11 protein-coding genes are annotated in these 24,350 nt (G+C 31.3%); 7 read left to right on the top strand and 4 right to left on the bottom strand.

What is annotated here, in order from left to right:
* Window positions 1–10 precede the first annotated feature (10 nt).
* Together GFU93_RS08420 and GFU93_RS08425 are read right to left on the bottom strand one after the other, a co-directional pair.
* A complete protein-coding gene (locus GFU93_RS08420; protein ID WP_160568701.1) occupies window positions 11–1,339 on the bottom strand; it encodes a DUF5689 domain-containing protein in 1,329 nt (442 codons plus the stop codon).
* Between the two features lie 40 nt (window positions 1,340–1,379).
* Window positions 1,380–4,175 carry a TonB-dependent receptor gene (locus GFU93_RS08425; RefSeq protein ID WP_160568703.1) on the bottom strand — a complete coding sequence of 932 codons (2,796 nt, stop codon included), beginning with the start codon at window positions 4,173–4,175 and terminating at the stop codon, window positions 1,380–1,382.
* Between the two features lie 80 nt (window positions 4,176–4,255).
* On the opposite strand from GFU93_RS08425, the gene GFU93_RS08430 reads away from it, so the two are divergent.
* The 7 genes from GFU93_RS08430 to GFU93_RS08460 all read left to right on the top strand — a co-directional run bounded on the left by GFU93_RS08430 (window position 4,256) and on the right by GFU93_RS08460 (window position 22,193).
* On the top strand, window positions 4,256–5,446 hold the full coding sequence (locus tag GFU93_RS08430) for an endonuclease (RefSeq protein ID WP_160568705.1): 1,191 nt from the start codon (window positions 4,256–4,258) through the stop codon (window positions 5,444–5,446).
* 275 nt (window positions 5,447–5,721) lie between these two features.
* The gene (gene cas9, locus GFU93_RS08435; RefSeq protein ID WP_160568707.1) at window positions 5,722–9,912 is read left to right on the top strand and encodes a type II CRISPR RNA-guided endonuclease Cas9; all 4,191 of its coding nucleotides are present in this window, start codon (window positions 5,722–5,724) and stop codon (window positions 9,910–9,912) included.
* Between the two features lie 1,151 nt (window positions 9,913–11,063).
* Window positions 11,064–12,194, top strand: a complete 1,131-nt coding sequence (gene tgt, locus GFU93_RS08440) for a tRNA guanosine(34) transglycosylase Tgt (RefSeq protein WP_160568709.1) — start codon at window positions 11,064–11,066, stop codon at window positions 12,192–12,194.
* The gene (locus GFU93_RS08445) at window positions 12,152–13,291 is read left to right on the top strand and encodes an LptF/LptG family permease (protein WP_255448671.1); all 1,140 of its coding nucleotides are present in this window, start codon (window positions 12,152–12,154) and stop codon (window positions 13,289–13,291) included. The genes tgt and GFU93_RS08445 overlap by 43 nt, the downstream gene beginning before the upstream one ends.
* 25 nt (window positions 13,292–13,316) lie before the next feature.
* Complete coding sequence (locus GFU93_RS08450) at window positions 13,317–13,514, top strand: hypothetical protein (RefSeq protein WP_146105538.1); 198 nt, start codon at window positions 13,317–13,319, stop codon at window positions 13,512–13,514.
* Window positions 13,514–14,182, top strand: coding sequence for a tRNA (adenosine(37)-N6)-threonylcarbamoyltransferase complex dimerization subunit type 1 TsaB (tsaB, locus tag GFU93_RS08455; RefSeq protein WP_185150455.1), 669 nt, complete (start codon window positions 13,514–13,516; stop codon window positions 14,180–14,182). The genes GFU93_RS08450 and tsaB overlap by 1 nt, the downstream gene beginning before the upstream one ends.
* Before the next feature lie 508 nt (window positions 14,183–14,690).
* Window positions 14,691–22,193, top strand: coding sequence for an MBG domain-containing protein (locus tag GFU93_RS08460; protein WP_160568711.1), 7,503 nt, complete (start codon window positions 14,691–14,693; stop codon window positions 22,191–22,193).
* A gap of 38 nt (window positions 22,194–22,231) precedes the next feature.
* Here GFU93_RS08460 and lpxB read toward each other — a convergent pair whose 3' ends face one another.
* Window positions 22,232–23,350 carry a lipid-A-disaccharide synthase gene (lpxB, locus tag GFU93_RS08465; protein WP_160568713.1) on the bottom strand — a complete coding sequence of 373 codons (1,119 nt, stop codon included), beginning with the start codon at window positions 23,348–23,350 and terminating at the stop codon, window positions 22,232–22,234.
* A gap of 200 nt (window positions 23,351–23,550) precedes the next feature.
* Window positions 23,551–24,330, bottom strand: coding sequence for an alpha/beta fold hydrolase (locus GFU93_RS08470; RefSeq protein WP_160568715.1), 780 nt, complete (start codon window positions 24,328–24,330; stop codon window positions 23,551–23,553).
* Between the last annotated feature and the right edge of the window lie 20 nt (window positions 24,331–24,350).

A 24,350-nucleotide genomic window follows, 5' to 3' on the forward strand; every position in this document is an offset into this window, starting at 1 on the left:
ATTTCAATAATTAATCTTCCAATTGTATCGTATCAATCCTAATTCCTTTTTTATTTTTACTTGCTGATCCAAAAAATTCAATTTTTTGAGTATCATCGGGAATAGGAATTCGCACAGTATAAAATGTATTTTTATTATTGCTTTTATCTAAAGCAATATGGGGCAGCTCTACTTCAAAATCATTACATTTAACTATTAGATCATCCACAAAGCCGATATCCAATGAATCAAAAATGCCTACATTAAGTTTAAAGGATAAAATCATTTGTTTATGACCTGATGTATTGATATGGTCTATAATTAATGAAGCATTAGTATTTGCCGGAAACCAAACTAAAGGGGAAGGAAATGAAGTTCCAGAAGTCCTAATATCTGCTTTTCCATAAGGATCACTATAGGTGACCGATTGAGAATTATCAAAACCGATTGCATTATTTATTTTAGGTCTTACGGATACATTTGAAACCTTATTAAAAGTTTCAATAAAAAAAGGTTGAGTAAGTGGAAAATTTTTGACATCTTCTATAGTTCTCAGGTTCAATCTATAGGTTTTATACATCCCATCATATCGGGTCATAATTCCTCTCAATTTACCCTCTCCATAGGGAATTTTATATCCCGCAAAAGAAGCATAATTACTTATAGGTACAGCAAAATAATTGAGATTTATAGTATTTACCTGATTGTCAGTGCTTGAATTGTTTCTTACAAATGTCTTACCCGGTTCATTAAATTCTACTCCGCTAATTTCAACCAAGGTACACAAATATGTTTCATTATTATTGACCTCTCTAGCAGTTAATAATTTACCGTCTGAATTTCTTTTAATAACCAATTCTTCTTCATTTTTTTGATCTTTACCCAAGATAATATTCGATTTCATAATTGAAGGGGATATTTGATCGACGATATATTTTTCCGGCTGTGTGGGAAGCATACCAATCTGAACCATACCGTTTTGCTTTCCATAATAGAGATTATCTAATTTAATATATAGTTTAGACCCAAGCGGATAATAAGTATATAAGCTGGATTTATTAATGCTGAGTACAATTCCTTGAGTTCCGTCTTCAGTTACTAAAAATAAATTTTTATAAATATTTCCGGCATGATCTGTTGAAATAACATAACCCTCTAAAAGTTCGCCATTTGTAAAAGCTTGTGCCTCTATACCATTTTTTCCGGTAAAAACAGGAGCTGTTTTTAAAAGATCAGAAATGTATACAGTCGCTTGCATTAGCCGACCTTGATTTACTGAGGGATTTTTATAATCATCATCATGTACACAGGCCAAGAGAAACCAAGATATAAATATAAATAGTACACTATTTTTAATCATTTTTTCAATTTTAAAATTTATCGTTTATTTCAGCATTAATTTAAAATCTAAAAGAAACGTTTATGAAATACGATCTGCCTCTATCGTAAAAAAGCTTATTGCCAAAAAGCGGATAGGCCAACGATTTATCTTTTTCCAATTGTTCATAATTGGAATATCTTCCTTGCTCAAATGATCCGGTAACATATCCTCTTTCATTTAAAATATTATTTACCGAAGCACTTAAACCCAGGGAATATTTACCCATTTTAAGAGATTTACCCAGAGAAGCATTTAACATAAAAACATCTTGAAATTGCTTCTGTTTTATAATTGATTTAACATTTTCTTGAGTAGCTCCCTCATATGGAAAAGCATCATCTTTCATTATAAAATTTTTGGTTCTTGATAGAGAAGATATATTCGAATAATTATCTTGTAAGAAATTACCACTAACTCCTACCCACCAATAGTTAGGCGAATCATATTTAATACCAATTACATATGCTTTTTGCGGTGTTCCGGAAATCTTATAATTTTTAATGAAAGAAGATCCGTAATCATGTACACCCGGTGAATTATCACTAAGTATGTACAAATTAGGATTATTTTTATATGTAAATTGCCCTACAGATGCTATACCGGAGAGGGTTAAAGATGGTGTTAATTTCCATTCCAACCCTATTTCGGACCCTAAATATTCTTTTTCAACACCTGCTAAAACTTCTGAAACAAACGCGTCTTCACTTTCATCTAAACTAACTCCTTTAGCATAATAACGTGTTATTTCTACCGCATCTTTTATCTTTGTATAATATCCGGTAATCCTGGCTTTCACAGAAGGAGACTTTAAAATATATGTTAAATCATTAGTATTTATTCTTTGATTGGATATATGAGGTGTTATATCATTATTTAATCGGGAATTCACAAATATTTCATTTAAAGTTGGTGAAGACTCAAAATAGGCGGAGTTTACTATAATGAAATTTCTTCCATTAATCTTATAAGTTATTCCTGTTCTAAGACCCAATTCTGTAAAATTGGCTTTATTAGATTTTCCGTACGAATTATTCGGATATAATCCGTGTTTAAATTTTCCGTCTCTATAGGCTTCATTCCAACCGAATACTAATGATACTGCCATCTCCCAATGGTTTAACGTTACTCTTGAGGTAGCATTTCCTGTTATTTCCTGCCTGAACATTCGGTAATCATATTCCGTTTTCTCGCCTTTCCTTGCCACACTACCCGGTTTTAAGCTGTTATAATCATCGGTAGATGAACCGGAACCATCACCCTTGATAAATGAACTTTTATTTACGACAAAATCTGCTCCCAATAAATCATTTACCTCTCTATAATTATCTGAAACTAAATTTTGATAATTAATATTGAGAAATAATTTCCAATTATCGCTTAAAAAAGTCTGCAAATGAGTGGCAGCATTAAAGGTTTTATCTTTATAAACATCATCCACCAGGAAATAGGAAGCCCTTCTGCCTATTTGCCCGCTGTAGGGATCTTGATATGTTGGAGCATGATAATTCGTATTATATAAATATTCCCAATCGAGTTGTGTCACGTTGAGATCATTTGTCTCCCAAGCATGTAGAAAATTTTCATATTCCGTCATATTTCCCTGACTAAGCCAGTAACTAGGTAAATTTTTATAATAAGTTGGAGATGGGTTATCGGCTTCATATCTATTTAGACGGGAATTTTTATTATACCCGAATTGATATGAGGCTGTAGTTGTTATCTTTGATTTATCGCTTAAATTCCAGTAATGAGTTAACATAAATATCGGTTCAAAAATTCTTTTTACCCTTTCATTTCTTTTATCTCCATCTTGCCAGCCCCAATATGAATTATAATTCTTACCTCTTAGATCATATACTTCTTGTGTATTAGGACTCATTCCTGTTTTTCTTGTTGGAGCACCGAATGCAGTAAGATTTAGTCTGTGATTATCGTTGATTTTTTTTTCCAGGGATGCGAAATATGCATAGGAATTATTATAAGTCCCATCAATTACTCCTTCTTCCATCCATCTTCTAGAGCCTGAAAAAGTGAAAGCCCATCCCGACGGAAGCATTCCCGAGGAATACGTTGTCATGATTCTATGTTGATACGTACGATTTGAAAAAGAATAGGTTAGCTGAAATCCTTTCCTGTAAGAAGAAGAACGTGTATCGTAATAGGTTGTTCCTCCCAAATTGCTGAAAGAATAATCAGAGATGGTATTATTTTCCGCTAATTCGTAAGGATATTTAACAACATTATTTAAACCACCCCAATTTCCAAAATCAGGTTTTCCTGTATGATTTTTAGACATTGGAATACCATTAAACATAATATTTGCATAACTGTTATCAATTCCCCTTACTTTGAACCAGTAAGATCCTAATTCAAAAGAGGCGGTTTTAGAAAATACATCTTTAGAAGATTGTAATAACCCAATTCCTGTCATAGATTGAGAACTCTCTTCATCCGGCGAAAAATCATCTTCCATCAAAGTCAATAAACCTTCATCCTCTTGCGAAGGATTATATTCTAATTTTATTACTCCTAAATCTTTCTTCGTTTCTTTAGGAAAAATTTTTACCGTTAGAGTTAAGGGCACATAGCCTAATCTATTAATGATTATTAGATAAGTTCCGGCAGCTACATCTTTAAATTGAAAATATCCTACCCTATCGGATTTGGATTGTATCAAACGATCTTCACCTAAGCTAACGACAGCCTGATCTAAAGGTTTATCTTGATCTCCTTTGAGATAACCATAGATCATAGTTTGCGCAAATATTACCTGATTTACAAAAAGTATCCAATACAATAACTTAAATTTCATCATCTTTTAGTAATTTCAAGAAGCCTATTGAAGCAAATATAATTATTTATTTTTAGTTTTGTTAATATAAAAAAAGCGGATCTATGCGTATATTTTTAAGAAATATATTTGTTTTTATTTTTTTATTACCTGCTAACACCCCTATTGAAGCACAAATACGATATAAATCAGCAACCGTTATGTCCTATAACGTAGAAAATCTCTATGACACCATTCCATCTGCTGATCTTATTAACGGCACCCTAGATCCTAATGATCCAAAGTATCAAATAAGCGTATCCGAAGATGAAGCTTTACAATCCGGATATGAGATGTACAGAGGTGAACTATCCTTCAATAAACTAAAAGGAAAAAAGGTAATCAGAAAGCATATTTTAACCGATGAATTCCATTACAAAGGTTCGAAACGTTGGAATTCAAAGAAATATAAAGAAAAAATCAATAACATCAGCCGAGTTATATCCGAAACCGGTAAAGCCGAAACTCAATCTATGCCGGTCATCATTGGTTTATGTGAAATTGAAAATGAGCATGTATTGAATGATCTATGCGAAGCCATCAATAAAAGAGGAGGAAATTATGAATTTATTCATTTTAATTCTTTCGATGAAAGAGGCATTGACGTTGGCTTATTATATAACAAAACAAGGTTTATCCCCCTAAATAAACAAAAGCTGTTAATAAATTTACCCAGACAAGAAGGTTATAAAAATTATACACGCGATATACTACTGGTAGAAGGTTTGTTAGAAGGTGAAAAAATGTATTTCTTCGTCAATCATTGGCCTTCCCGACGAGGAGGTGAACAAAGAAGTCTTCCCAAAAGGATGGCGGCTGCCAAAGTCTTAAAACAAGCAATGGACAGCCTAATAAGCATCAACCCAAAGGCAAAAATAGTAGCTATGGGTGATTTTAATGATGATTGCACCAGCCCAAGTATTAAAAAAGGGTTAAATACGGTATCTAAAAAAGAAAACGTAACAACCGGTTCTTATTATAATCCCGCAGAGAACTTATTTAAAAAAGGATTGGGAACTATTGCCTATCAAGATTCATTTAGCTTTTTCGATCAACAAATTATGTCTCCCGCCCTTGTTACAGATCAGGAAGGTTATCACTTTTATAAAATGAATGTGTTTGCGCCATTTTATTTAGTTACACAAGAAGGACCTTATAAAGGCTATCCCTACCGTACTTTTTCTAATGATAATTATACCGGAGGATATAGTGATCATTTTCCGGTTTATACTATTCTTATTAAAGAAATTAAATAAGTTTAATTTAAAATAAATTATTCTATATAATTATCCTTAAAAAATACCATCTACTATAACAGCATAAAATCACCTAGACACCAATAAAAAAAGCGAGATAATTCCCGCCTTTAATGTTTTCACAACGGAATAATCCTTATTGTGAATTGCTTTCAAATTTTATTCGCTTCAAATATAAACAATAAATTAAACTAATTCATCATAAATATACATTTTTTTTATTTCTAATTTGTTTATACTTTTATTGAATAATTACTAAAACCAAATAGATCATTATGTCTTTTAAGAAAATTCTTGGCCTGAACGTAGGAGTATCTTCTATTGGCTGGGCTGTTGTCCATGAAAATGAAGAAAATCCAAATTTAAATACTATTACCAAATTAGGGGTGCGGGTGATTCCTATAACCAAAGATGAAAAGAATAATTTTGATAAAGGATTGTCTGTAACACCCAATGCAGAAAGATCTTCAGCAAGAAGCGCTAGAAGAAATCTTCAACGTTTTAAGCTGAGAAGAAATAACTTAATCGCATTGCTACTTCAAAACCAAATTATTACATCCAACTCTTCTTTGACAGAAAAAGGTAAATTTACCTCTTTCGAAACCTTAAAAAATCGAGCAAAAGCAACAAAAGAAAGAATAGAGCTGGAAGAATTAGCCAGGGTTTTACTTCATATAAACAAAAAGAGAGGGTATAAAAGCAGTCGAAAAGTAAAAAACAATGAGGATGGGAAGGCAATAGACGGAATGGAGATCGCTAAGCTTTTATATGAAAAAAAGTTAACTCCCGGACAATATACTTACCAACTTATTAGAAAAGGAAAAAAACAAACTCCGGACTTTTACCGTTCTGATTTAGAAAAGGAATGGTCTGCATTATGGGATTTTCAAAAAAAATATTATCCCGATATTATGACCGAAGATTTAAAAAAAGAGCTGGAAGGAAAAGGACAAAGAGCAACTGCCGCTTTATTTCTAAAAAAATATGGAATCAGAATCGCCATAAATAAAGGGAAAAGAGATGAAAAAAAGTTACAAGCCTTTAAATGGAGAAACCAAGCAGTCTCGGAAAAAATAACCCTTGAAGAAATAGCCTATGTTTTGGCTGAAATAAATAACCATATTGCTAATACCAGCGGATATTTAGGCGCAATTAGTGATCGAAGTAAAGAGCTATATTTCAACCAACAGACAATAGGCGAAAATCTTTTTTCTCAAGTAGAAAAAAATATTCATACCAAATTAAAAAATCAAGTATTTTTGAGACAAGACTATCTTGATGAGTTTGAGCAAATATGGGAAACTCAAGCGCAATTCTACCCTCAACTTACTCCTGAGCTAAAAAAAAAGATTCGAGATTCCGTTATCTTTTACCAACGTAAACTTCGTTCCCAAAAAAGATTAATTAGTCTTTGTGAATTTGAAAACCAAGAAATTGAAATAAGTAAAAACGGAAAAAAGAAAAAGAAAAAAATCGGTTTGAAGGTTGCCCCCAAGTCCTCCCCTCTTTTCCAACAGTTTAAAATATGGCAAAGCCTTGGTAATGTTCTCATCAAAAAGGAAGGAAACGATCGTCCGTTGACGTTAAAAGAAAAAGAATTACTATTTACAGAACTGAATATTAAAGGAAACCTATCCGGACCAAAGGTTTTATCCCTATTAAAATTGCCTTCTAAAGAAACTAAAATCAATTTTACGAACCTGGAAGGAAATCGAACTCAAGAACAGCTTTACCGAATTTATCTTAAAATTTTAGATATGGAAGGATATAATGTTTTTGAACTTTTAGACATACCGGAAGATCAAGAAGAATTAAAACCGGGAGAAAGTAAAATCCCTGCCGCCGAAATCAAAGAAATAGTAAAATCTGTTTTTGAAACATGTTCTATTTCTACTTCTATATTAGATTTTGACCCGTTGCTTCCAAATCCTGAATTTGAGAATCAAAGCGCATATCAACTTTGGCATCTAATATATTCTTATGAAGAGGACAATTCTACCTCGGGAAATGATAAATTGTTGGAACTGTTAACTACTAAATTCGGATTTAAAAAGGAATATGCACAACTGTTTGCTTCTATCTCATATGATTCAGAATATGGTAATTTAAGTAGTAAGGCAATGCGAAAAATTTTCCCCTATTGTAAAGAAAATACTTTTAGTGAGGCTTGCATATTGGCGGGATATCAACATTATTCTAAACATTACCTATTTCGTGAGGACAGTAATAACCGCAAATTAAAAGATCGACTCGAAATTTTACCTAAAAATTCTTTGAGAAGTCCTGTAGTGGAAAAAGTCATAAACCAATTAATTAATTTGGTAAATTCATTAATGGATGAATATGGTGCTTTTGATGAAATACGCCTTGAATCAGCAAAAGAGCTCAAAAAAAACGCTAAAGAGCGAGAGAAAATTTCAAAAAATAGGGATGCTGCTAAAATTCGATATCAAAAATATGCAGAAATACTAAAAAAAGAATTTAATATTTCGAGCCCCTCTAAGAACGATATAATTCGCTATCGATTATATTTAGAATTGGAAGCGAATGGTTTTAACGATTTATATACTCATACTCCTATAAATAAAGATTATCTTTTTACAAACAACTATGACGTAGACCATATCATCCCGCAATCCAAAGTATTTGATAACAGCTTTTCCAATAAAGTACTGGTTCCCAGGCAAGCAAACCTTGAAAAAAGTAATTTAACTGCTTTCGATTACCTATCAAATCAAGGAAAAGAGAAAGAAGAACACTTTCAATATGTAATTTCAGAATTATATAAAAAAGGAGCTATTTCCGAAACCAAATATAAAAACTTACGTAAAAAAGGCTCCGAAATAGGAGAAAGTTTTATCAACAGAGAGTTGCAAGATACACCATATATTGCCGGAAAAATTAAGGAACTCCTTTTTGAAATTGCTCCCGATGTGGTTACTACTTGCAGTGATATTACTTCTAAATTACGTAAAGATTGGAACTTAACTGATCTTATGAAAGAATTGAATATTGAAAAATTCCGTAACGCCGGACTTACAAAGTTGGTTGGAAATTCAAGAGGTGAAAAAAAAGAAATGATCATCGATTGGGACAAAGGAAATGACCATCGTCATCAAGCTCTCGATGCCTTACTTGTTGCTTTTACATCCCGAAATCATATTCAATATTTAAATCATATGAATGCTCGGGACGATGAAAAACATAAACGACATGCAGTTATTCTTGCTATTGAAAAGAAGATCAAATATGATAAAATCAATGAAAATGGAAGCAGCCCCTCTCGATTTACTTTTCCAACTCAAAATTTTCGACAAGAAGTCGAAAAGCAATTAAAAGAAATATTGGTTTCATACAAAACTAAAAATACGGTAGCCACTGTAAACTTAAATAAACCTAAGAAAAAAGGCGGATATTCGCCCAAGCTTGAACTTACGCCAAGAGGCCCTTTACATAAAGAAACCATTTATGGGATGTCAAAAATTTCCCGGACTAAAGAAATAATGATTTCTTCAAAATGTAACTATGAGACGGTATCAATGGTTCAAAATCCTATATACAAAAATGCTTTATTAAAACGATTGAATGATCATTTCAATGATCCTAAAAAAGCTTTTTCCGGTAAAAATTCAGTAACTAAAAAACCAATTTTTTTGAATGCTTTTTCAACCGATACCATTCCTGAAAAAGTTACCATCCAATGGTTTGAAAAAGTTTATACTATAAGAAAAGCTATTACCCCCGAAAATTTTAAAAATGAAAAAACTATTGAAAAAGTATTGGATCCCACTACCCAAAACATACTAAGAAATCGATTAAAAGAAGCTCATGGAAATGCTAAAGAAGCCTTTTCAGATTTGGAAAAAAAACCAATCTGGCTAAACCAAGAAAAAGGAATCTGCATTAAAACAGCAACTATAATCGGAGTTAGTAACGTGGAATCGCTACATACTAAAAAAGACCATTTCGGAAATGAACTTTTAGATTTAAACGGCAAACCTATTCCGGTGGACTTTGTGAGTACGGGAAATAACCATCATGTAGCTATTTATGAAGATGCAGAAGGAAACCTACAGGAAAAAATAGTCAGTTTTTTTGAAGCGGTCGAAAAAGTAAATCAAGGACTTCCCGTAATTGATAAGTTCTATAATGAAAACCTGGGTTGGAAATTTCTTTTTACCATGAAACAAAACGAGATGTTTTTATTTCCTTCAGAAGATTTCAATCCGAATGATCTAGATATCAACGATGAAAAAAACTTAAATCTAATTTCCCAACATCTATTCAGAGTCCAAAAATTAGCTTCTAAAGACTATTATTTTAGACATCATTTGGAAACCGGCATTGAATTTAATGATGCAAATTTAAAAAGAATAATCTGGAGGAGGGAAAGACCTAGTGGGGTTAGAAATATCGTTAAAGTTCGTTTGAATCATATGGGGAAAATTGTTCATATAGGAGAATGAAAAGAATTATGAAGACTCATTCCCTTTATTTCGTTTTATCTCATACTTAAAGATTTATTTACATCCTAAAAGTAAGACGGCTATTTAAGGAAACGGATCGTGTACGTCTTTAATTGAATTGGTGAAAAATTGTATAAAATAGTTAAGCGGTCCTACAATTATTCTCGTGATAGCTAAATATCTCCGACATTAAAAAGCAGTTTTACTAATTTATTAGAATAAAAACAGATATACTATGGAGTAAAATTACAATAATATTTGAATAATTAGAAAAGCTTTAAATAATAATAAAGATAATTTTAAATTAGATACTTGTGCTCAAAAAGCTCATTTTTTTGCAACATCTCGAGAAGAATCATGCTCAGATTAAAAAGAAGCTTTAAAAGGAGAAAGTTTAAATTATGCTGCGGAAGACAGTCATTATACTTTAGATAGTGCAGACTTTGTATGGTAAGTTTTTAAATGAGTTCCAAAATGAAAAAAATAATGTTATTGATTAGAAACTACTAAAATAAGTTAAACAATAAAAAAAACAAGGTTGACTAATTTCACCTAAATGTAAACTGAATCTGATGGATGGATTAATCGAAAGTTAAATTGACCTATAGGGTACTATTCAATTAATTTTGAATATACAAAACAAAAAAATAAATACCCATTTAAAAGTCAATAATATATTTCTATATCTAATAAAATTTGAAATCAATTCACAACATTACATATTTTCCAACCCTTACGGGTACTTGCGATTGATTTATACCATTATGATTTAAATTACCTAAAAGCGTTCACAATATTCTCACATCAAGTTGTTCACTAATTGTTATTATGAAAACTCGGTATATCTAATAAAATTTAAAGCAATTCACAACACTAAGTATACTTCATTGTAATAATTAAAGTTGTGAATTATCACTAAAACATCATATTAAAAAAGCATTATCATCATGACTTCTTTAATCTTTTAAAGATAAAATGATTACAATTTTACAAATATATAAAATTTATCAATCTTTATCCATGAATACTCTAGTTAAATATCGAACGCAAAATTTAAAAATCAAAAATAATTAAAATTTATAGGTTATCTTAAATGTTAAAAAACATCCTTTTTTAGAATATTTCTTAAATCAGTTTATATATTTGCATTTATGTTTTTTAGTAGCAACGTTAAGGATAAAAATTCTAAAGCAAGAGCAGGTATTTTGCAAACAGATCACGGAAAAATAGAAACCCCTATTTTTATGCCGGTTGGAACAGTTGGATCTGTAAAATCAGTACATCAGAGAGAACTTAAAGAAGATATTAAAGCCCAGATCATTTTAGGAAATACTTATCATCTATATCTAAGACCGGGTACCGATATATTATACAAGGCCGGCGGGTTACATAAATTTATCCATTGGGATCGTCCTATCCTTACAGATAGTGGCGGTTATCAAGTATTTTCTCTTTCTCAAACTCGTAAAATCCAAGAAGAAGGAGTAAAATTTAAATCGCACATTGACGGATCGTATCATTTTTTTACACCTGAAAAATCTATGGAAATCCAACGATATATCGGAGGGGATATCTTTATGGCGTTTGATGAATGTACCCCCTATCCTTGCGATTATTCCTATGCTAAAAATTCATTGGAAATTACGCATAAATGGCTTAAACGTTGTGTGAAATGGTGTGATGAAAATCCGGAATTTTATAATTATAAACAACATTTATTCCCTATTGTACAAGGAAGTACCTTCGATGATTTACGCAAATTTTCAGCAGAATTTATTTCCTCTGTCAATGCGGATGGTAATGCTATTGGTGGGTTAAGCGTTGGAGAACCGGAAGAAGAAATGTATCGTATCACCGATTTGGTAACCGATATTTTGCCTCTTGAAAAACCGAGATATTTAATGGGTGTAGGTACTCCATGGAATATTTTGGAATCCATTTCTTTAGGTATTGATATGATGGACTGTGTAATGCCTACTCGAAATGCCCGAAACGGTATGCTATTTACCTGGGATGGCGTTATTAATATTAAAAACAAAAAATGGGCGGATGATTTTTCCGAACTGGACCCTAAAGGTACTGCTTTTGTTGACCATGATTACTCCAAAGCCTATCTAAGGCATTTGTTTTCTGCTAATGAATTTTTAGGAAAACAAATTGCTTCTGTACATAATCTTGCTTTTTATTTAGACTTGGTTAAAACCGCTCGTAAACATATTGTAGAAGGTGATTTTACAAGTTGGAAAAAATCGGTCATTCCGCAGCTAAGAAACAGATTATGATTACTATTTTAGACCGGTATATTATTCGAAACTTTCTGGGAACCTTGTTTTTCATGCTGCTTCTTTTAATTGCTGTTTTTGTGATTATTGATATTCAAAGTCATTATCAGGAATTCAGCGAAAACGGATTTTCCGTATTGGATACCCTAAAATTATATTATCCGTTTTATGTTATTTGGGCAGTAAATGTTTTTGCATCCATACTGGTTTTTATTTCAGTAATTTATTTTACCTCTCGAATGGCAAATAATACGGAAATTGTTGCCATAACCAGCTCAGGGACCAGTTTTTTCAGATTTTCACGACCCTATTTTATCGTGGGAATCATGATTGCGTTAGGTTCTTTCATGACCAATCATTTTCTTCTTCCTTGGGCAAACATTAAAAAGAATGAGTTTAATGTAAAAATTCTTACCGGAAACAAAAAAGATGCCTATATGGCCAATCAAAATATATCTGCACAAATTTCTCCTACAGAATATATTTTCGTTAACAGCTATAATCGTCAAATGAAGAGAGGAACGGGATTTTTATATCAGAAATTTAATGAAAAAAGAATATTGCTGCATGAATTACGTTCTGCTGAAATTTATTGGTCTGAAGAAGACAATACCTATGTCTTAGGCAACTATTACGAAAAGGAAATGTCTTCTAATGGAAATATAGTATCTTTAAAAAACGGAAGTACGTTAAAAAAACATTTTAATTTTACTCCTGATGAATTACTGCCTGAAGCCTTTGTAGCAGAAACTATGAATACTCCTGAATTAAGAGAGTTTATAAAAAAAGAAAAGATGAGAGGTGCTAATAATGTAAATATCTATCTTAATGAGCTTCATCAAAGAACCAGCTCATCTGTAGCTGTAGTTATTCTTACCTTCCTTGCCTTATCTCTTTCTTCAACCAAAAAAAGAGGCGGATTAGGAATAAATTTGGCGATTGGTATATCCTGTGCTTTTTTATATATATTTTCTTTCCAAGCCTTACAAGTATTCTCTTCCAAAGGAATTTTACCTTCTTGGTTTGCAGTATGGCTCCCAAATATTATTTTTGGTATAATTACTTTAGTCTTGTATGTAAAACGCGCATACGCTTAAATAAATAAGTAACACTACTATTACGATGAAAAAAAAGATTGCAAATTTTATAGCATTTATAATTGGTATTTATTTTATTATCCGTTCGTTTTTCTGGTATAACCGCTCGCAAGGTGATCCCTCACAAAATAATTTTTTTGCGATCGTTTATTTTTGCATTGGAATAGTTGCCATTATCATTCAATTAGTTGTAAATTACCGTAAGAAAAAGAAAAAACAGTAATGGCAATCAACATTCTTCATATAGAAACCTCTTCAAAATACTGTTCGGTAGCGATTGGAACTGACGGTAAAATAAATTCATATTGTGAAGAAATATCCCAAGATTATAAACATAGCGAAAATCTTCATTTATTTATTCAATGGGCTCTTGAAGGTGCAGAATTAGCACTTTCAGATATCCACGCCATCTCTGTAGGAAAAGGACCCGGATCTTATACGGGTTTACGTATAGGATTAGCATCAGCCAAAGGGTTTTGTTTTGGAAATGATATCCCACTAATCTCCATAAACTCTTTATATATTTTAGCCGTTCCCTATTTAAATTCCGAGTACGATTATATTATACCTGTTATTGATGCGAGAAGGATGGAAATTTACACGTCTGTCTTAAATAAAAAAGGTGAATATTTAATTGAGACTCATGCTCATGTTTTAAATGAAAAATCTTTTGAACAAATAAGTTCAAAGAAAGTACTCTTTGTTGGAGATGCCGTTGAAAAAACTGAAAATTTCTTGAAAGAAACTTCATTTCCTTTGGAAAACGCTACCTTTATTAATGCTTATCCTCAAGCAAAAAATATGGTTGATCTCTCATATAAAAAATTCCAACAAACTATATTTGAAAATGTTGCCTATTTCGATCCTTTGTATTTAAAAGATTGGAAATAGTTTTTTCAAATAACTATTCCAAACTAGATCTTTATACTTTTAAAGTAAAGTTAATTGTAATAACTTATCTAATTACATTTACTCTATACTAATTTAGCTCAATAATTTAAAAATAGTTTTTTAATTTTAAAATTATTTCTACAATAAGATTAAAAATTATTTTTTTATAAAATTGTTTTTATAAAATAAAATCTATTATATAATTCTTACACATTTAATTTATATCTATTAACAATAATTCATCTAAATATAAATAATTTTATTATATAATAAGTAATTTTATACAAATATTCAGATAAACACCTTAATAATAATATAGAAATATTTGTATTTTTGCAAAATTGTGTGTGTGTAATTAGTTTTAGTTTATGTTATTTAAATAGTTCTTACTATCAATTTATTATATTTGTTCATATATTTCTATTTAAATATTCTTTATTAATCAGATTACTTCATTCACTTTGATAATTTAATTAATTATTTAATTTTTTTGATCAATAGTTGATTTATGAAACATCTATATTTTGTTCTTATTTTACTGCAAACTATAGGCATTGGGTCCCTTTATTCGCAAGAAAAAAATTCAATACTTACAGAATCTTCTCAAACACTTAAAGAAAGAACCTACCAACATCTAATTATGTATGGACAAAGTTTGTCCACCGGAGCTCAATCGTATCCCGCTCTATCTACCGAAAATATTGAGGGAAACTATATGATAGGAGATCAAGTCTGGATCGAGCAGGGAAATACCCATTTCACGGACTTTAATCCGTTGAAAGCTTCCACTGCCATAATGTACCAAAATTATCCTAAAAACAGAGCATCCATCACGTTGGCGGAAACTCCTTTGGTAGGCCTGGTAAACCATTTACAATTAAAGCAACCCAAAGCAGGTATTAAATATCTGGCTTCATCCGATGGAGAAAATGGAAAAAGCATTGAAGCTTTATCTAAAAAAGGGTATTTTAAAACTAATTATTATAACAATTATTTTTTAAAATCAGTTGAATCTGCTGCAAATATTGCCCGATCTAATGGTTATAAAATGGTCACTCCGGCTATTTTTTGGCTTCAAGGAGAATACAATTATTTTACTCTTCATGATGATAATACTAGTGGTGCTACTCTTGACAAATACGGTTATAAAAAACTTCTGGTTGAATTAAAAAATGATATGCAGAAAGATATCATGAATGCTTATGGGCAAACTAAAAAACCGGTATTTATTACCTATCAAGTAGGATCGTTACGAAATGATGATAATCTCAATATTGGACTCGCTCAATTAGAATTATCAAATACATATGATGACATTATAAATGCCGGCCCAATTTATCATTTGCCACACAGAGGAATTCATATGGATGCCAACGGATACAGATGGTATGGTGAAATGTTGGCAAAAGTATATTATAAAACCCAAGTACTAGGCGAAGATTTTAAACCTCTACAACCTAAACAGATCTATCGTATATCTTCGAATTCAGTGGGGATTATATTTCATGTACCTCAACCACCTCTGGTATTTGATACCAATCTTGTGCAAGCACTTCCCAATTATGGATTTAAAATAAAGAATAACGGGGTGGAACAAAATATATCTGAGGTAAAAATCGATTCGAATAATAATACGATAATTATTTCTTGTACAAATGCTATTACCGGAAATGTAGAGGTCATATACGGACAGCAAAATATATATCTTAATAATAAATTATTGATTAAAGCCGGAAATCTAAGGGATAGTGATAACTATCCTGCTTTTTTTACTTATGTAGATTTGGATGCTAAAAAGGATGGCGAATATATCTATCCAAGAGAAAAATCAGAAACAACCTTAAGACCGGACAATGAACCTAAAGATAAGGACGGGAGTTTTTTACATGGCAAACCTTATCCGTTGTATAATTTTAGTGTAGCTTTCAGTTACACTCTGGATGCTAATAGAAATTCAGTTTTTATGCCCGGTTTCAGATCCAAACAAGACATTTTATATGTTAAAAAAGGTAGTAATGGAGATGGAAGTTCTTGGGAAAATGCTTTGGGAGAATTAGCTGATGCTTTAAAAATTGCCGAAGAGCAGAATATGGGTAATGAGATACAGGTTAACCAAATATGGGTTGCTAAAGGTTCTTATTCTCCATTATATACTGCAGGTGATGGAGGAAATGCTAATGATCGTTCATTTGTATTACCAAAAAATGTAGAAATTTATGGTGGATTTACTGGAACAGAAACATCCGTTAGTCAAAGAGATTGGAAAAATAATAGTACTACGCTCCAAGGGGATAATGTTTACCATGTTGTTATTTCATCAGGAGATGCCGGAAAAACAGTTCTTGACGGTTTCACTATAAAAGGAGGTAATGCAAGTCTAGCTACTAAAGCATGTAATAAATGGCCATTTAATACCCTTTGTCACATTATGCTTAATAATAGTTGGATTTTTACAGGATATGGAGGAGGAGTTTATCTTTCCAATTCATCGCCCAAACTAAAAAATTTGATTATTGAAGAAAACAAAGCAGCGGATGCCGGAGCCGGTTTAATAATTGATGTATCTAGCCCTTTATTAAGCAATGTTACAATAAAAGATAATATATTAAAAGGTAATGAGGTAATTGGTGGTGGCGGCGTTTATAATTATAAATCATCACCTAACCTAGTTAATGTTACCATTAATAATAATAAAATTGAAGCAACTAATAGCACTGTTGGTGGCGGAATATATAATCATGAATCAATACAACCCAAACTAACTAATGTACTAATTGCTGATAATTCAATTACTATTTATTCCAAAAATAAAAATGTAATTGGTAGAGGTGGAGGTATTTTTAATAAAAACTCCGGTTTATTATTAACTAACTCTTTAATTGTTAGAAATAAATCCCACGTAGGTGGAGGTATTTATATGGAAGGAACAGATGGATCTAAATTTACAAATGTTACTGTTTCAGACAATGAAGTTTTGGCTAATAGAGGAAGTGGTTTATATTGTAATTCTGCTGACCCAATAATTTACAATAGTATTATTTGGGGCAACAAACCCAATACAACCTTTAATGATGAAGGTCAAAAACCTATTTTTAATTATAGTTTAGTTCAATATAATTTTTCCACCGATAATTTTAATTTAAGCGGTCAAACAGATCCTTTATTCGAAGACGGATATAAATTAAATCTAAACAGTCCGGTTATAAATAAGGGCAATAATGAGTATATAACTGCAACGAATAAAGACTTAGACAACAACCCTCGAATTGTTAACAAAACCGTAGATATAGGTGCTTATGAATATCAAAATGAAACCTCATGTAACAGCTTTAATGATATTACAATTAATGACACAGAAGTAACTTATGATGGAACACCTAAAGAAATTGTTTTAAATGATCTTCCTGATCATATAAGTGCAGAAATCAAATATAAAGGTATCGGGAATACTTCTTATAATGAAAGTTCTGACGCTCCTATTGATGCCGGAACTTATTTAGTAATCGTTCAATTAAAAAATAATTCTGAATCAACTGATTGCGAAACAACTCTTACAGCAAATTTGACTATCAATAAAGCTATAACTGAAATTGTTTCGGATGATTTATATACCTACATTTACGATGGAAAAGAAAAGAAAGTATTCGCTTCCCATAATCATACTGATTCTTCAATTACTTATGAACCCCAACAAGAATATGTAAATGCCGGTGGGTATACCATAACAGCAAAATCTGCTGAAACAAAAAATTACCTTGCCGCAAAAAAAGATATTATATTAGTTATAGAAAAAGCAAACTTTACTAATATTTCATTACCTGAAATAAGTGTTACTTATGATGGTTTAGAAAAATCTGTTGAGATTACCGGAACTGTACCGGCAGAAACCGATATAGTGTATGAATACGAAGGCATTAATGCAACATCCTATCCTAAACAAAAAAATAAACCTGTAAATAGTGGTACTTACCTTGTAACGGCAACAGTAAGTAACCCTAATTATAATACCCTGTTGATACAAGGTAAATTAATAATTAATAAGGCAAATTTTAACGGTATTAAACTTAATGAGAAAGTTACTACTTACAATGGTGATAAACATAATAATGTTATCACTGTTTCAGATAAACTCCCCAACAATACCGAAATAAAATATGAATACGAAGGAGTTAAACATACTTCATATCCTAAAAATACAGAAGAACCGATCAATTCCGGTACATACAAGGTGACAGCCACTATAACAAACATTAATTATAATACACTGATTCTAAACAACAACCTTATAATAAACAAAGCTGAAGCAATTATTACTGCTGAAGACGAACAAAGTTTTATTTATGATGGTAATGAGAAAAATATAAGTGCCATTCTTAATCATTCGGAAAGCCAACTTCAATATTTACCTAACAATACATATATTAATGCAGGAGACTATGAAATAAAAATTGAAGCTCCGGAATCAGATAATTACCAAAAGGCCAGTAAGAAAGTAATATTAAAAATTAAAAGGGCAAAAACTGTAATTACAGCCCAAAGTATACAAATATATACATATGATGGCAAGGAAAAAACTGTTACCGGCTCTATTAATCATAAGGAAACCACCATTGATTTTCATCCCCAAAAAGGATATATTAATGCCGGAGAATATTCAATAACATTAAAAACAAGACAAACCAATAATTATGAAGCAGCATCATTAGATGTAAAATTGATTATTGAAAAAGCACAATCCATAATTTCTGCTGATGATATACAAACATTTTTCTATAATGGTAAACAAAGAAACATTTCTGCAACTTTAAACCATAATGAGGCAGATTTAACCTTTAGCCCTCAAAAAGGCTTTACTGAATCAGGTTCTTATGATATTGTTATAAATGCACCCGCTTCAACAAATTATGAATCCGGTTCAAAGAAAGTTAAACTTATTATTAAAAAAGCGGAGGCTTTAATCACCGGTAACGAAATTCAAACATATACTTTTGATGGGACAGTAAAAAATGTAGTTGCTCAATTAAACCATGACGAAGCCACACTTACCTATTCTCCACAAAGAGGATATACAGATGCCGGCTCCTATAAAATTATCGTTAGTGCTCCTTCTACTTCTAATTATGAAGCTGTTACTAAATCCATTACTTTAAATATTAATAAAGCTGTTTCTTATCCATCAACGATTAAATTAGAAAGTAAAACATTTACTTATGATGGAAATCCACATAGTTTATTTGTTGAAGATTATCCGGAAGGCACACAAATTAATTATGAAAATAATGATAAAATTAAAAGTGGAACATATACAGTTACCGCCACTTTAATACATAAAAATTACAAAGACGTTCAATTATTCGCTCAATTAATTATTAATAAAGCTCCTTCAATTATATCCGCTGAAGATTTACAAAATTTCACTTATGATGGTAAAGAAAAAGTTGTAACGGCTTCTCTAAATCATAATGAGACATCCTTATCTTATTTTCCACAACAAGGATACAGTCAGGCGGGTAAATATACAATTACCGCTAAAGCTGCAGAGTCTAATAATTATAAACATTCTTCAAAACATATTGTTTTAAACATTGAAAAAGCTAATGCTGAAATTACGGCCGATGAGGTACAAACATTTACTTATGATGGAAATTTAAAAAAGATATCAGCTACACTTAATCATAATGAAACCGAATTAACCTTTTCACCGGTAAATGGATTTACAAATGCCGGAGAATATACAATTACCATTTCTGCTAAAGCAACTGATAATTATAAATCTGTTTCTAAAACCGTAATTTTAAGAATTGAAAAAGCAGAGGCTTCCATTATTGCAGATGATACGCAAATATTTTCATATGATGGTTCTGTTAAAAATGTAAAGGCTATTTTAAATCATAAAGAAGCCCACGTAACGTATAGTCCTAAACAAGGATATACTGAGGTAGGATCCTATGCTATTACAGCTACTGCTCCAGAAACACCTAATTATAAAAAAGTTTCTAAGGAAATTACATTGAAAATTAATTATCCTAACAAATTCCCTTCTACTGTGAAGTTGGAAAATAAATCTTTCACATACAACGGAGAACCTCATAGCTTAGTAATTTTCGGATTACCGGAATCTACCCAAGTTACTTATAAAAATAATGAACATGTAAAGGCGGGCTCATACTTGGTTACAGCGATATTAACTCATCCTAATTATGGTAAAGCAGAGTATACCGCTACCTTAACCATTGATAAGGCTAAGGCAAATATCTCCGCTGATGATGTACAATCATTTATCTATGATGGTTTAGTTAAAAATGTGACAGCTACCCTTAATCATACGGAAACTGATTTAATTTATTCACAAGGATATATTAATGCCGGGGAATATACTATAAAAGTCAGTGCTCCTGAATCTGATAATTATAAGGAAGTTTCTAAAATAATTACTTTAAAAATTGAAAAAGCTACTACAATAATTTCTGCCGAAGAGATACAAATTGCCACCTATGATGGAACAGTTAAAAAAGTTAATGCTTACCTAAATCACAACGAAACAGCAATCAATTTTGTCCCTAATGAAGGCGGCTATATCAATGCAGGAACTTATAAAATTACCATTGAAGCTCCAGCCACCCAAAATTATAAGGCAGCATCCAAAACTGTAACATTAAAAATTAATAAGGCTGATGCTGAAATTATGGCTCCTGAATTCCAAACATATGATTATGATGGATCCGTGAAAAAAATCACTGCAAGACTTAATCATGACGAAGCGGTAATTTCCTATGCACCTCAACAAGGATATACAGATATAGGAATTTATTTAATTACGGCCAGTGCTCCTGAAACAACTAATTACAATAAAGTTTCAAAAGATATTAAATTAAAAATTGTCGCAACTAATTCATTCCCGGCTTCTGTCTTATTGAAAAGTAAATCGTTTATATATGATGGCAAACCACATAGTTTATCGGTTACAGGTATACCGGAATCAACTCAAGTTTCTTATGAAAACAATGGTCATACAAATGCCGGTTCTTACTTAGTTAAAGCTAAATTAAATCACCCTAATTACGGTTCTGCGGAATATACGGCTACTCTCACCATCGATAAGGCTCCGTCCATTATTTCCGGTTCTGATACGCAAACATTAACTTATGATGGTTCTGTAAAAAATGTGACAGCTACCCTGAACCATACAGAATCAAATTTAATTTATAGTCCACAAGAAATTAGAAATGCAGGAGAATATGTTATTACCGTTTTTGCTCCGGGGTCCAAAAATTACAAAGAGGCCTCCAAACAAATAACTCTAATAATTAAAAAGGCAGTGGCAAACATTTCTGCTGATGAAACTCAAAAATTTACATATGACGGTTCTGTAAAAAATGTAACAGCTACTTTGAATCATACGGAAACTAATTTAATTTATACGCCACAGAGCTTTATTAATGCAGGTATACATAAAGTAACCGTAAGTGCTCCTGAAACTCAAAATTATTTGGAAGTATCTAAACAAATATCTTTAATTATTGAAAAGGCTAAGTCTGTTATTTCTGCTGATGACACACAAACTTTCATTTATGACGGTTCGGTGAAAAATGTTCAAGCCAATTTAAATCATACAGAAACTAATTTAATTTATTCTCCTCAACAAGGATATATTGAAGAAGGTTCTTATGATATTATCATTATAGCTAATGAAAGTTCAAATTATTTAGCTTCATCTAAAAATGTAAAACTAGTTATAAATAAAAATTCACTGGGAGTAGATGATATTACGGTAGAAAATAAAGAAATCAAAATAGCACCGAATCCAGTTTCAACTATTTTAAAAATAGCTTTCTCAAAACCACTGGTTAAAAAAGAAGTAATAAGCATCTATGATCTAATGGGTAGATTAATTATGAAAACCACCATTGCTCCGGGAGAAAAAATTAAAGAAGTCGATTTTAACGGTTATTATTCCGGTGTTTATATTTTAAAATATAAAAACAAAGTATTCAAAATCGTTAAAGAGTAAAATAGTTTTCAAATAATTACAAAAAAAGGATTCCTAAATTAGGAATCCTTTTTTAATTCTTCAACTATCAGTTTAGCCGTTCGAGAAGAAGCTCCGGAATCTCCCAACTTATGCCTGAGCTCTATATAGTTCTTTTTAATTTCTGCTGCATTTTCGGGCTCCAATATTTTAGTTAATTCACTCTTTAAATTATTGTAATTTAAATCATCTTGGATAAGCTCGGTTACTACTTTTCGATCCATGATTAGATTAACTAAAGAAATATACTGTATATGCTTAATTAATCTTTTGGCTATTTCATAAGAAATTCTACTGCCTTTATAACAAACCACTTCAGGCACGTTCAGTAAAGCAGTTTCCAGGGTAGCTGTTCCGGAGGTAACTAAAGCAGCTTGAGAGATCCTCAATAAATTATACGTTTGATTGGAAACGATCTTTACATGTGAATTCAAAAATTGTTGATAAAACTCTATTTCAATAGAGGGTGCACCTGCAATGACAAACTCATAAGATAAAAAATCTTTTTCCACCGATAACATTTGAGATAACATCTTTTTAATCTCTTGTTTTCTACTACCCGGTAGTAATGCTATTATAGGCTTATCCGAGAGACCATGCTCTTTTCTGAACTTATTTTGATCTAGTTCAGGTAATGAATTTAAAGCATCTAATAAAGGATGTCCCACAAAATCCACCGGATAATTATATTTAGCATAAAAATCTTTCTCAAAAGGAAGAATTACAAACATTCGATCAATATATTTTTTAATAATCTTTACCCTTCCGGATTTCCATGCCCATAATTGAGGAGATATATAATAAAATGTTTTTATCCCTAATTTTTTCACACTTTTACAAATGCGAAGATTGAATCCGGGATAATCAATAAAGATCACACAATCCGGTTTATATGCAGTAATATCTTTTTTACACAAGTTAATATTACCCAGTATAGTACCTAAATTAGCCACTACTTCAAGAAATCCCATAAAAGATAAATCCTTATAATGTTTAACCATTATTCCCCCTTGAGCTTGCATTAAATCTCCTCCCCAGAAACGAAATTCTGCGTTTTGATCCTCTTTTTTAATTTCTTTCATGAGGTTAGAACCATGTAAATCTCCTGAAGCCTCTCCTGCAATTATGTAGTATTTCATATTATTTAAAATTTAAGGTAGAAAATGTTCGAACCTTCCTTCTTACTCTTGTAAAGATACGTTCTTCCTCCTTTTCAATAATCAATCTGTCTCCAACGTATTTTAAATTTCTCTTATACTAATTTTTAAAATCTTTAGATTAGAATGTACGTGTTAACAATTTCTTCTTATAACTTAAAAGCGAATAAAATCTTTATAAATTAAGATAGAAGAAAAGTGGTTACAGTTTCATAAAAAACTGTAGGATTATCTACTTGAACCCAATGCCCGGCATTAGGGATAACAACTGTTTTTTCATTTGGAAATTGTTGACGTATCGAAAATTCATCTTCCTTCAAAATATAATTAGAATTTTCTCCGGCAATAAATAAAGTAGGACCTTCATATTTTCCAAAAGAAATTGTATTATTTATTAACTGATTGTATTTCTCTTTTAAGGTTTTTAAATTAAAACGAAAATCGAAACGGTTATCTTCCGTTCTGTAAACATTTTTCATTAAAAACATTAGTATTCCGGCATCACTTATATGCTGAGATAACATGTTTTCAACATCTTTTTTTTCATTTACCTTTGAAAAATCAACGCTTTCTAATGCCTTGAAAATTTGTTGATGATGTGGAGGATAGGCTTTAGGTGCCATATCAACAACTATTAATTTTTCAACAAGATCAGGGTGTTTAACAGCGCATTCCATGACAGCCTTTCCCCCTAAAGAATGCCCTAATAAAATGGCTTTATCTAATGAATAATGTTTCATATAATTAACAATATCATCAGACATAGTTGTGTAGCTCATCTCATCCGAATGAAAACTTCTACCGTGATTTCGTAAATCGATAAGATGTACTTCATTGGTTTCAGAAAATTTTTTTCCTAAAGTCCCCCAATTGTCCAACATTCCAAATAAACCGTGAAAAATCAATAAGGGCATTTTTCCGGGATTATAAAATATTTTTGAATTTAAGACACGATTTTCCATTGAATTATCTTTTTTACAAA

The sequence above is a fragment of the Apibacter sp. B3546 genome, from assembly GCF_009827885.1.
Taxonomy (GTDB): Bacteria; Bacteroidota; Bacteroidia; order Flavobacteriales; family Weeksellaceae; genus Apibacter.